The 12,224-nt window shown below is 63.1% G+C and carries 10 protein-coding genes and 1 pseudogene; 7 read left to right on the forward strand and 4 right to left on the reverse strand.

The features are described 5' to 3' along the window. Positions 1 to 7 precede the first annotated feature (7 nt). The 3 genes from RS883_RS03320 to RS883_RS03330 are packed head-to-tail and all read right to left on the reverse strand — an operon-like array spanning position 8 to position 5,300. A complete protein-coding gene (locus RS883_RS03320) occupies positions 8 to 922 on the reverse strand; it encodes a TauD/TfdA family dioxygenase (RefSeq protein WP_315762650.1) in 915 nt (304 codons plus the stop codon). Then, positions 919 to 2,343 (reverse strand): MFS transporter, encoded by a 1,425-nt coding sequence (locus RS883_RS03325; protein WP_315762652.1) that lies wholly within the window; start codon positions 2,341 to 2,343, stop codon positions 919 to 921. The genes RS883_RS03320 and RS883_RS03325 overlap by 4 nt, the downstream gene beginning before the upstream one ends. A gap of 29 nt (positions 2,344 to 2,372) precedes the next feature. After that, positions 2,373 to 5,300 carry a TonB-dependent receptor domain-containing protein gene (locus RS883_RS03330; RefSeq protein WP_315762654.1) on the reverse strand — a complete coding sequence of 976 codons (2,928 nt, stop codon included), beginning with the start codon at positions 5,298 to 5,300 and terminating at the stop codon, positions 2,373 to 2,375. A 175-nt stretch (positions 5,301 to 5,475) separates the two neighbouring features. Between RS883_RS03330 and RS883_RS03335 the strand changes: the two genes are divergently transcribed. Together RS883_RS03335 and RS883_RS03340 are read left to right on the forward strand one after the other, a co-directional pair. Continuing rightward, positions 5,476 to 6,051, forward strand: a complete 576-nt coding sequence (locus RS883_RS03335) for a MarR family winged helix-turn-helix transcriptional regulator (RefSeq protein ID WP_315762656.1) — start codon at positions 5,476 to 5,478, stop codon at positions 6,049 to 6,051. A gap of 275 nt (positions 6,052 to 6,326) precedes the next feature. Then, a complete protein-coding gene (locus RS883_RS03340) occupies positions 6,327 to 6,647 on the forward strand; it encodes a hypothetical protein (protein ID WP_315762658.1) in 321 nt (106 codons plus the stop codon). Between the two features lie 225 nt (positions 6,648 to 6,872). On the opposite strand, the gene RS883_RS03345 is transcribed toward RS883_RS03340, so the two are convergent. Next, on the reverse strand, positions 6,873 to 7,148 hold the full coding sequence (locus RS883_RS03345; RefSeq protein WP_315762660.1) for a hypothetical protein: 276 nt from the start codon (positions 7,146 to 7,148) through the stop codon (positions 6,873 to 6,875). A gap of 718 nt (positions 7,149 to 7,866) precedes the next feature. On the opposite strand from RS883_RS03345, the pseudogene RS883_RS17125 reads away from it, so the two are divergent. The 5 genes and pseudogenes from RS883_RS17125 (at position 7,867) to RS883_RS03365 (ending at position 11,932) form a co-directional block, all read left to right on the forward strand. Continuing rightward, positions 7,867 to 8,264: pseudogene (locus RS883_RS17125) on the forward strand (BLUF domain-containing protein). Continuing rightward, positions 8,264 to 8,464: a hypothetical protein gene (locus RS883_RS03350; RefSeq protein WP_315762662.1), complete on the forward strand. Its 201-nt coding sequence runs from the start codon at positions 8,264 to 8,266 to the stop codon at positions 8,462 to 8,464. Before RS883_RS17125 ends, RS883_RS03350 begins: the two are co-directional and overlap by 1 nt. A gap of 1,570 nt (positions 8,465 to 10,034) precedes the next feature. Then, positions 10,035 to 10,535 carry a hypothetical protein gene (locus RS883_RS03355; RefSeq protein ID WP_315762664.1) on the forward strand — a complete coding sequence of 167 codons (501 nt, stop codon included), beginning with the start codon at positions 10,035 to 10,037 and terminating at the stop codon, positions 10,533 to 10,535. Between the two features lie 21 nt (positions 10,536 to 10,556). Further along, a complete protein-coding gene (locus tag RS883_RS03360; protein WP_315762666.1) occupies positions 10,557 to 10,952 on the forward strand; it encodes a hypothetical protein in 396 nt (131 codons plus the stop codon). After that, positions 10,949 to 11,932, forward strand: coding sequence for a hypothetical protein (locus RS883_RS03365; protein WP_315762668.1), 984 nt, complete (start codon positions 10,949 to 10,951; stop codon positions 11,930 to 11,932). The genes RS883_RS03360 and RS883_RS03365 overlap by 4 nt, the downstream gene beginning before the upstream one ends. Positions 11,933 to 12,224: the final 292 nt, after the last annotated feature.

Genomic DNA, 12,224 nt, shown 5'->3' on the forward strand with positions numbered 1-12,224 from the left:
TTCGCGGTCAGTTCGATGGCGTCGACGAGGCGAAATAGGCCGTGAACGGATCGTCGGCCTGCTCCGGCGCATCGCCCTCGCGCACCGTGGTGCGCCGCATGTCGCGGCGCTCGTTATAGATGTCGAAGTCGCCGCCGCGGTGCATGGTCGCCAGATTGTCCCAGATGACGAGGTCGCCGGGCTCGTAGGAAACGCCGAAAGTATATTGCGGCTGGGTGGCGAACTCGATCAGATATTTGATGAGCGCGCGCCCCTCTTCCTTGGGCATGCCGACGACGTCCATCGCATGGCTGCCGATATAGATGGCGGTACGGCCGGTCGCTTCCTGCGGCATGATCATCGGCTGAAGCGCCTTGGGCCGGGCGTCGATCTCTTCCTCCGTCACGGGGAAGCCGGCGAGCAGGCGGGAATACCAGAGCGAATGCTCGGCGGTCAGGGTGCCGATCTTCTCGCGGATGTCGGCCGGCAAGTCTTCGTAGGCCGAGCGCATGTCCGCGAAATAGGTCAGCCCGCCCTCCTTCGGCGCTTCGTAGCACAGGAGAAGCGAATAGGCCGAGCGCATGGCCATGAACGAGGAATCGGTGTGCCAGAGCCGATCGCCCTTCTTGTGCAGCACCATATTCTCATCGACCAGGATTTCGCCCTCGGGCGTCAGGTTGCTGGCGTCGAAGATCTCCGGCGTATGCGGATGGCGGCGCGGGCGGTTCTTGACCGCGGGCGCCTTTTCCAGATGGCCGAGATGCCGGCTGAATTCGACATGCCCGACATTGTCGAAGCCGGTGTTGCGGATGACGCAGACGCCCCAGACGTCCATGGCGGCGCGGATCTCGGCGACGGTGGCGTCACTGAGCGGCTGGCTGAAGTCGATGCCGGTCAGTTCGGCGCCGAAGCGCGGCGTGATCGGCGTGGCGGTGATGGTCATGATCGCTGTTCCTTGATTGGGTTCGCAGCCCCGGCAACCAGGGGAATTTCGTCGGTTGAAACGGAAAGCGGCGGCGTCCGTGCTCGGCCGACCCGCGCCAGGAGGACGAGCGCGATCGCGGTCATCAGCGGCGTCGCCGCCAAGAGGACGAACAACAGCCGCGGCGGCACGTTGGTCGCCAGGAGGTAGCCGCCGAGCAAGGGGGCGAAGATCGACCCGATCTTGGCGATCGAGGTCGCCCAGCCGGCGCCGTTGGCGCGGATCGAACTGGCGTAAAAAATGCCCGCGATCGAATGCATGCCGACATGGGTGCCGCCGATCACCGCCATGCTGAGCAGCGACAATGCCGCCAACCCGCCCAGACCGACCGGCGCCAGCCCCATCAGGAGGAGGAGAGGCGCGGCAATCAGCGGATAGACGGCGATCGCGATCGGTCCGAGCCGGTCGGTAAAGCGCATCAGCAACAGGCCCGACAGCGAGCCGCCGATCGAACTGACCGACATGATCATCGCCGCCTGCGTCCGTGTGAAGCCGACGTCCTCGAAGATGATCGGGCCCCAGTTCGACTTGAAATAGACCGCCATCGAGCTGCCGATATAGGCCAGCCACAGCAGCGAGGTGATCCAGCGCAGATCGCCCGCGAAAAGCTCGCCGAGATGGAATTTGCGCTCGCTGGAGCCACCGGCTTCGTCCGTGACGACGAAGCGATCCTGCGGTCGTGCGTCGAGGCCGGGTGACAGCGCGTTGAGCGCCGCGACGATCCTTTCGGGTGCCTTGCCCCTGACCGCCAGCCAGCGCGCTGATTCGGGCAGCAACGCGAATAGCACAGGTACCAGCGCCAGCGTCGCGACGCCTGCCACCAGGAAGACCGACTGCCAGCCATAGAGCGGCGCCAGCCACACGGTCACGGGCCCGGCGACCACGCCGCCCAGCGTGTAGCCCATCATGATGATCGTCACGACAGTGGCGCGGAACCGGCGCGGGACATATTCGATGTTCAGCGCCCAGGCGAGCGGCATCAGGCCGCCCAGCGCGATACCGTTGGCGAAGCGCAGCGCCATCAGCGCGCGCATATCCGGTGCCATCGCCATCGCGATGCCGGTGGCGCCGAAGGCCGCGACCGCCGCGATGATGATCGGTCGGCGGCCATAGCGATCGCCGAGCCAGCCGAACGCGATCCCGCCCAGCATCGCCCCGAAAACACCGGTCGCGAACAGCTCGCCGAGCGAGATGGCGGTCGCCCCGAACCCGTCGCGCAGATAGGGCGCGACGAACGAGATGACGAGCATGTCGAACCCGTCGAGGAAGGTCACGGTCCATGAGATCGCGACGAGCCGGATGACGAACGCATTGATCCGCTGACGCTCGATCACGTCGGTCACCTCGATGGTGACGGGGGGTGTCGATCCCGAAGCGCTCATCATCGCTCGTCCTGCGCCGTTCCCGATCCCTATGATCCGAAGTGGAAGCGGGCACCGAACTTGAAGGCGCGGCCGACGGGATCGAACAGGATCTGATTGGTGCCGCCCGACGGGCCGGGGATCGCCGGCGGATCGCGATCGAGCAGGTTGTTGACGGTCGCGAACAGCTGGAACGTGCGTCCGGCGCCTGCCTCGACATTGTAGCGCGCGGTCAGGTCGAGATAGAAGCGGCCGGGCACGCGATTATTGTCGACGCTGTTGGGCAAGGTCGGCGCATAGCCTTCCTGATCGGGACCGATGAAGTTGGTCCAGTAGATGCCCGACGGGATGTAGCGACCGTGACCGGTCAGCTGGAACCCGTCGGTCGACCAGGTCAGCACGCCGTCCAGCACATAGTCGGGCACGCCGGGGATCGTACCCGTGCGAACCCCGGTCTGGCCTGCTCGATCCACTGCGCCCAGCTGATCGACGGTGGTGAGTTCGCGGGTGATGTTGGCGATGACCTGCGCGCTCAGTTCGCCCAGCGCGCCGATCGGCTGGCGATACTGCATCTCGATGTCGAAGCCGCTGGTCTTCAGCGCATTCGAATTGAGGATGACGTCTCGCACCTGGGTGATCTGGTTGCTGGCATCGCGCGTGATCTGGCTGCAGAAATCGGTCGCGCCCTCCGCGCACCGATTGACCAGCGTCTGCGCGCCCAGCGCGCCGATCGCGCCCTTCACCTGGATGTCGTAATAGTCGACCGAAAGCTTCAGGCGCCGCAGAAAGCCTGCGCGGGGCGTCAGCACCACGCCGACAGTCAGGCTGTCCGCCTTTTCCGCCTGAAGATCGGGGTTGGATCCGGTCAGCACGAACGGATTGGTCTGAAGGCCGTTGTTCTGCGGATCGGACAGGCCGATCGAGCGCAGCGTCTGCGGTCCGAACAGCTCGAAGATGTTGGGCGCGCGGATATCGCGCGAGCGCGTGCCGCGCAGCCGGATACCGTCGATCGGCTCATAGACCGCGCCGCCCTTCCATGTCGTGACCGCGCCGCTGGTGCTGTAGTCGGTCCGGCGAACCGCGCCGTTCAGGTCGAGCGAATGACCGATCGGCGAGTCCCGCAAGATCGGAACGGCGATTTCGCCGAACGCTTCCTTGACAGTCACCGCGCCAGAGAGCGCTGAGCCGTTTAGCGAATAGAAGCCGTTACGCGCCGACACGTCGTCGGCGGTACCGTCGACCGAATCGCGGCGATACTCGGCACCGACCGCGACTTTCACCGCACCGGCGGGCAATTCGAAAAGATCGCCGCGCAGATCGACACCGGCGACATGCTGTTCGCTGACGGTCCGCTGGAGGCCGTTGCCGGTGATATAGCCGACCGCGGCCGCGCTGTACCGGCCTTCACCGAAAGGGTTGAACGGTACGCACGCGGGATCGTCGTTGGTGGTGATCGCGTCGGCGTTCACCCGGCACACGATCTGGCCGTTCGAGCGCACCGCGTCGACCGCCTTCAGGATGTTCGCCTGATTGACGAGATTGGTGGCACGCTGGGTGAAGTTGGTGCGGCCATATTGATAATAAGCGTTGACCGTCCATTCGGGGCTGAGCTTGGCTTCCATGCCCAGGACGCCGCGATAGGTTTCGGTGGTCGATGTCGCCTGACCCGGCCCTAGGTCGAACGCCGCCTTGCCCAGGATGAACGATGCCACGCCGTTCGCATCCATCGCGTTGGCGACTTCGGCCGGGATGAACGGATTGTCGCGCCTGATCCGGCCCAGCAGCGTGCCGTTAAAGTCACGGAAGATCGCGCCGTCGACCGTGCCCTTGACCCGGCCGTAGGAGCCATCGGCGGTCAGCGTCACGTCGTCGGTCACCTGCGCGGTCACCGCCGCATAGCTCGACACGCGCTCCACCGGCACCTTGAGGCGCAGGGCGGAGATGAAGCCGTTACGCCCTTGCCCTTCGCCGCCCAGCATGAACAGCGGGCCGACCAGCGTGCCGTACTGGAACCGGCCCGGCGTGCCGTCAGCCAGGAACTTGGTCCCGCGCAGCGGATCGGTGGCGGTGGTGCCGATCACCTGACCGGCCGCGTTGTAGGAGCGGTTGATGAGCCCGCCGGGCGTCATCGTCGAGGTGTTGACGCCGCCGATGATCAGGTTCGCGGGCAGGCCGCCCGCACCCGGCGCCGTGTTGCCAAGGATCAGCGTCTGGCTGTTGCACCAGCTGCGCGTGGTGCAGTTGCCGAGCCCTTCGAGCGCTTCATACTCGACCGCACCGACCACGTTGATCCGCTCGCCAATTGCGAACCCGCCGGCCACGCTCGCGAACCGGTTGGCGTCGTCGCCGCGCTCGGAAATGCCGGCGGAAAGGTCGACATCCAATCCGGTTTTCTTGCGATCGAGGATGAAGTTGACCACGCCGGCGACCGCATCCGACCCATAGGCCGCCGAAGCGCCGCCGGTGACGACATCGGCCGAGCGGACCAGCGAGGAAGGAATGAGGTTGGTATCGACCGACCCCTGCACGGTGCTGGGCACGAAGCGTTTGCCGTCCACCAGCACCAGCGTGCGCTGCGGGTCGAGGCCGCGAAGGTCGAGGAGGCGCGCGCCGATGTTGCCGCCGAGATTGGCCTGCGCAGCGGGGCCGGTGGAGGCGCGGAAGCTCGGCAATTGGGTCAGCGCCTCGCCGACATTGTTGATGCCGAGCGCTTCGAGACGCTCCGAGCCGATCGACGTCACCGGCGTCGGCGCCGTAAAGCCCGAGCCGAGCCGCGTACCGGTGACCACGATGTCTTCCGTGACGCCGCCGGTCGGTTCCGCCTGATCCGCATCGGCCGTCGTGTCGGCGGGGGTCTGAGCGGTGGTCGACTGGACCGCGGTCGTGGCAGCGTCGGGCGCATCTTGCGCCATGGCGGTGTCGGCAAAGGTCGCCATCATCGCGCAGGCTATCGCTGCCCCGCTCACACCGCGTCGCATCAGGTGACTGCTCGGTCGCATCGCAAACTTCCTCTCCTTGGGCCTTCTCGCGAGGCCTCGTCAGGATTTATGTATCAGGGTACATATGCTGTCAACACGCGCGGTTTGGAGCACGCCGTCGCAGCGCGTAGGATGAACCAGCCCGCGGCGCCGGCATTGAAGTCTTGGGGATTGAATGATTTCGGACAGCGACGATCACGCAGGTTCGTTCGGCAACGAGACGCCGCGATACCGCGAGTACTTTCCGGAACGCTCGCGCGACGAGATCGAGTTTTCGCTCACCCGCATCTTGTCACTGTCGTCGCGCCGGTGGGGTGCGCATGTCGAAAACCGTATGTTGGCGGCCACGGGCGAAACGCGGCCACGGTGGCAGACGCTGTTCGTCCTCAGCGTTGCAACCCCGCCGGTGACGACATCGCTGCTGTCGAACCGACTGGCGATCCAGTGGCCGCCACTGATCCGCACGCTCAATTCACTCGAAGCCGATGGCCTTATCCGCCGCACGCCAAATCCTCACGACAAACGCTCACGCTACATCGAAATCACGCCGGCCGGCCTCGCGGTCGTGGACAGGGTGCAACCGGCGCTCGCGGAAATCCGTGCGTCAGTGTTCAAGGACATCAGCGAAGACGACATGCGTCACGCGGCGAGGGTCCTGCAATTGATCCTGGCGGGTGTCGCCAACGCGGAAACCGACCGCGCTTCGCAGCATGGAAAGGTCGAAGATGACCAGGAAAACTCATCGCGATGATTGCGCCGGGTCGCGTGCTTGGACCGTCGCGCCTGACCAAACTCCCGATCAAGCCAGCCGCGTAAATTCATGCAGCATCAGGCGGGGAGTTGCAGAGTAGATACGCGCATCTCGCGACCGGTGTCGCTACGGACGCCAAGCGCGATCGCGAAGGATCTGAAAGCTGTCCTTCCGCTTTCGCCCAATAGCGGACTTCGGTTTTGCCGGTGCCTAAGCTAATATGCGGTTCAAAATCACGCGTGTCGGTATGCGCTGTGGGTGAGGGATAACCAGAGATGTTCGGGTTTCTTTTATTTCTTACCCCGACAAGTCAGCATGTTGAAAGTCCATTTCTTTCCGCTCAGAAAGAATGGCAAGCATGTACGGCAAGATTTTCCAGACAGCATGCGGATGCATCAAACGATCCTCATGAAGTCTCGATAGCTAAGGCCGTCACTAATTGCCATTCGTACTATGTTCAAGCCGAACAGGCCCTGTTATCCGATCCACAATTTAAGGGCCTGAGTGAAAACCAAATGAAAAGCGCCTTGGCGCTCATGGTGTCCGATTGGCGCTTGGTTATAGCTGCCGGCCTAAATAAGCTTCTGCCCCGCTGATACCTGCTTAGCCAGTGAACGTCCGCTTTCCTGCCCAGAGCAGACGCAGCGCCGCGCCGCGCGGGACGCCGGAAAGCGGACGGGCTGCTTACGCCCACAACCGGACATTCTGATCTGAGCGCTCGCTGACGCGGGCGTTGCGATAACTAGTAGCCAGCTACCGCGATCAGCAGGGTCAGCGTTTGTGTTGGTGGTTCCTGCCCGCAGCAGCGTGCTGCTCACAACTCAGGATCTCTTCGCTTGATCGCTCCCGGCTGGTGCTCCAACGGCGCCCAGACACGCTGACAGCGTAATCTGCAGCAAATCCGTTCCGTCGCGCGTCAATTCAACCCTTCGGCGGCGACGATCGGCAAAGTCGTCTTCGATCGTGATCAGGCCATTTTCTTGCAGCTTAGCCAAGTATCTTAGCCCGGTGCTTGACGACGATCCGGAGCCGATAGTTGCCGTGGACATATAGGTCACGCGCCCCTCGCTTTCGCGAACGAGAAGGTCAAGCAGCATGTCCCATGCGGGATCGCCAAATAGGTCCGGATCGGGAAAGAGGGAATGTCGCCGGCGTCTGATTAGAAGGGCGGCGCGAGCCAACTGGACGCAGGTAGCGGCATCCGCGGCGCCTGCACTGACTACGGGCTCTGCTTCGGGTTCTACGTCAAGTCGCTTGGCAACATCACGAAGCTGCTCAGCTATGCGTAGCACATCTGAACGAAGATCCATCTCCATGCTTCCCAGCATCAACACCGATCGCGATGATCTTCACATCACTTTGAAGTCTCGTTATTGATCTAGATTGGTACGGATACGTACCGAACAAGCTTCACGCTTTACTTTCGGCGGGCCGTGTCCTGCAGATCGTAGCAAAGCCGCTATCGAGCTTTACCGACCCGGAGCAGGCGGCACCTGCAGAACCTTCTGAGCACGCAGATGGTTGATCGCCTGCATTCGATCCATGCCGCTCTCTGTCATGAGGCGGAGGATTTGTTCTTCGGCTGGCATCATGGCTGCTCAACTAACATTTGTTAGTTTAGTCGCAAGCGGTTCAATCTCCCGGTGCCGATTTCCCCGCTCGGCCCGCATGCGAGCATCGCTAGATTTCACCGCTATTCCCTTGAAATGGTAAGCGCGGGGCGCGGCGCCCCGCTCAGCCCCAGCTGCTATGATAGCTGGCGTACCAAGTATCGCGCGGTTGGAACGGGCGGGTCTGAAGACGCATTCCGTTCGAATGCACGCTCTAATCCACCGGATCGTTTACCAAAGCTCCGCTAGCGACGCTCTTATCCAGCAGGATTTTGACCTGATCCTCTCCCAATCGCGTCACAACAACTCCCTCGATGGTGTGTCTGGCTTTCTCGCTTGGGAGGGCGACACTTCGTTCAGCTGCTGGAGGCAGCTCCGGGCATTTTAGCCGGCACCTTTGAACGCATCGCGAGGGACAAACGTCATAAGGATGTGCTGCTCTTGCACTCCGAGGACGACGATCACCGGTTGTTTCCTGACTGGGCGATGGGGTTGGCCGAAGCACACGGTCCCGGCTCGCTCGCCGCTCAACGGATAAACCGCTATCTTTCAGGTGCATCTTCGGCGGTACGGGATGCGTTTCGCCAAGTTGGGGTTGTCTGATGATCGCCACCGACCAAGAGGGCTGGGTTGAGGCCTCTAAGCTCAAGCACCAACACGGTAGTTCCGCTGTGGCCTATGCTGCGGCGGAGGTTCAAAAGCACGCCGAGGTCGGCGACGCCGCGGGGACGCGTCGCTGGATTAATATAGAGCTCTGCCTTGCCATCCTCATCAACGAAGCTGACGCGCCCCCAGATCAATGACCTGGGGGCGGGAAGCTCCGCTGGGAGCTGGCGCTTCGAAAGCCCTTTAGCAGTGTTCAAAATTGACACATGCCTATCCTGCGATCGGTACGCTGACGGACTATTCCATCGCGACGCCGGCTTCGACTTACATCGTAACGATGGCGCAACTATCAGTGGAGCAACTAGGCGCGCGAACACCAAGAGGGTCACGGCATGCATTCGGCGATAACCGAGCCTCTATCCCGAAGGCAGCCAACTCGGCTCGCTAATGGGTTCGTCTACGCCGCCATCGCTGTAACCCTGTCGGGGTTCTGGTTCGAAGTCGCGCGATTAGTTCTTTGATCCTGCCATTGTGCCTATGCCCTCCGTCACTTTCGACAGCGCATCGCCCGTGAAGCGCAAAGGTACTGAAATTGGGGACGGTCACGGGCGCCCGAAAACATACAATCTCCGTTTGCACAGCTGCTGGGTTTCTCTCCCTTTTCTCGGCCGTGTTGACCTGGCCAAGTTGCCAGCAACCGTTAGGCCGAGTGGACGAAGAGGCGAGCCGCGTTCCCCCACACCCCATAAGCGTTTCGCCTCTTCTATCCGAATGACGGCATCGCGAGGCTACGGCGCGCAGACGAAAGCGGCCCCCTCAAGGCTGCCGCGGAAGCCGCGTAACATCTACCAGACTATCGCTCCCGTATCTTCAAGCCAATTGGAAGAGCTATTATCCTTAATGCAGTCGAGACGGCGAAGATCGGACAGCTGCGGACTTGCCGCCTCAGATCGGAAGCGTTGAACGCTCTTGCCGCATGGATTACTCAGCAACGATCGGCTTGGGACTGGCGACGGATCGATTGGTAGATCTGGTAGGTGAGCGTGGTCACTGGCTTCTCAGCCGCGCCGACGATGTTTGCTTTCCTGCCCATAGCAGACGTCACGACCGAGTGGCGCGACACCCGGTATCGGCCATTCCGCTCTCACCCAATCGCGGACGATCATTGCCAGAAGACATTCAAGGATTTGATGGCCGTGCGAGCTGCCGGCCGGCTCTGCACGACGTAATCGCCGCGCGACCTGTCGAGCGACGCTGGATCAGTGCGTGACGCTACGGTTAGCTGCATGCGGGGCTGATTGGAGGATGACATGCTGCGCGGAATTGCGTGCCTGATCGCTGGTTTGATGCTGCTTCATGTCACACCGGCAAGTGCACAATATGCTCCAGTGGACACCACGCCGATGGGGCACACTGCAACCGGCGTGATGGCCAACAAACATTCCGGCGACATCGCCAGCAGAAGAGTCCGTTCAAATTCGGTATCGAGCCGATGCTTGGCCGATTCCGGGCCTGGTCCTGAACGGCGAACGATGGAGGCGCAGTATGCGAGGGTTCTCCGCTCAAGCGGTCGACAACGTGCTGATGCATGGCGGGCAGAGCATGGGCGTCGCTACCGCGCAAAGCTTAAAGCCGAAGGGAAATGTAAGTAGGCGTAATCTGGTCGGAACCATCGCTATCTGCCCGTTGCGGACGCTTCGGTCTAGCGCGACATGAAGCGGATGAGCGGCAACGACATGCGCGCGCACGATCTGACGGAGAAAGGCTTTGTCGAGCGATAGTGCGCCGCTGACGCCGAGCGAGAGGGCCGAAATGGAAGCGGCAATCGTTCGCGCGGTTGTGGGCGGCGTCACCGACGTGACCGACGGCGAGTGGGGCGAGCGCGACTGGCTGCATCTGCTCGTCGATATCGAGCTGGCCGCGAAGGAGGACCGATCGAGCAGCATCACCTTCGCCTTTGCACGACTGCCCGGCCAGGCGGTCGAGAAAGTGGCGTTTCGATTGCCGCAGGAAGCAAAGCGGCTGTTCCGCCAGTTGGCCGACGCGATGGACACGTCTTCGAACGGCAGGTGGAGCAGCGCGCGGCTGCGGGTATCACGCGACGGGCGATATACGCTGGAGTTCTCTTACGAGCCGCCGTGGCGGCTTGGCGGCAACCTGATCGACAAGCGGTTCGACGGGGCGCTCGAGCACTGGCTGGCAAGCGACGAAGGCGCGCCGTACCGTCCACGGGTGAAGCGGTGGTGGCAAGGCCGACTTGGCGTGTGAGTTTATAGATGAGGAGCCGCAATGGTCTTCAAGCTCGCCGGCATCGCGCTGGCCGTGTTGGCAGCGCAGGTGACGCACACGGGGCCGCTTGTCGCCACCGCGGAGGACTCGGCCGCGATGCGGATGCATGTCGGCGATACCGGGATCCGCTGCGTCAAATTGCCTTGCCCGTCGCGCGGTGTGTTCCTGCCCGACCGGGATGGGAGCCCGCAAAAGGAGCTGTTGTACGCCGATCGCGACGGCAAGACACCGCCGCCGCCAATGGTCGGAAGACCAGAGGTGCAGGCCGCGGTTGTTCGGGCATGGGAAACCCGTGCGTGCCTTGCGATCGATGCGCGATTGATCGGGGGCGTGGACGACCGGCCGGTGTTGCGCGTTGACCGGATCGTCGGACCCTGCGGCGGTCCCGAAGAATGAAGCGGGCCGGATGGCTGGGTGCGATGTTGCCGGGGCTGTTTCTGTCGGGCTGCGGAGACCGCCAGGGATCGATCGATGCCGCGGTGGCGCTGGCCGAGGCGGTGTATCCCGGTCAACTCGAACTGCTCGATAGCCAGTTGAAGAAGGGCCAATATGCGGTCACGATGGGCATCAAAGGCGACCCATTGACGCGCATCCGCTTCGACGTCGATCCCGACCCCGCGCAATGCCGCGTCGGCACGCGCTGCGAAGAACGACTGCGCCGCGCCTATGCCGCTGGGGTCGCGGCTGGCGTCAAGATGAAGGCACTCAACGCCACCCTGCCGGCCTGCGGCGTCAGGATGCTGGGCGTGCAAGAGACCGAGATCACGCCAGCGTTCCGCACAGTGGTCGAACTCGACCTCGACCCTGCTGACCCACAGCCGGGGCTCGATCGCATGACGCCGTGCATCGCGGCCTATCGCGCGGCCATGCCGGCCGATGCGAGGGACGATCACCTCGCATTCCGTATCCTGCTGCCGAACGGCGCGCCCGCAAAAAGCGCACCGCTCACGTTCGAGCGTCAGCTGGACGGCGCGCGCAACGACGAACCGAGCTACATGATCAGCGTCGCCCCTGACGCAGCGTCGCTTTCGGCCAGTCAGTTGCGCCTTTATGCGTGGTTCCTCTCCACCCCGGACCGACGGGACCGCCTTGCCGACGCGGCACGCGCTGCGCTCGCGGCGCGGCGAAGCCCAGGGCACGTCCCCAAACTGCCCTACTTCCACGGAACACGGCTCGATCCGCAGCGGCTCGACGTGTTGCGCACCTATGTGCTGGCGTGCAGCGAGCATGAGCAAGGTAAGGGGCCATGCCGGACGGACATGGCCGTCAGCCTCCGCTATGACGTCCGAAGCGGCGAAATTTCTGAGCCGGCAATCCTGCACGACATCCGCGACGCCAAGGGACAGATCACGCTGCCGGAGCTTCCGGGACGCTGAGCGACGCCTGCCGCTACTTCATTTCGCGCAAGAAGCCGTGGAGCAGGTTGGTCAAGCACCCGTGAAGCATCAGCGAAAACCCCGCCCGTAGCGGCGCGCATCCGCTACTCTTATTGCTCGTCCGACGTGCATGTCTTCAGGTTGCGCGCCGAGCGCCACGAAGCGATCGTGATGGCCTGAGCGCCGCGCCGGCGGAGAGCTGGGCTTGATCGGGCGAAAGCATTTGCGACAGCGTCATCGCACGCGGGCATTGTAGGGACAGGCGCCCGAACCCGTTCAAGAGGGACGTGTC

Origin of the sequence: Sphingomonas sp. Y38-1Y, assembly GCF_032391395.1 — a bacterium.
In the GTDB taxonomy this organism is placed as follows: domain Bacteria; phylum Pseudomonadota; class Alphaproteobacteria; order Sphingomonadales; family Sphingomonadaceae; genus Sphingomonas.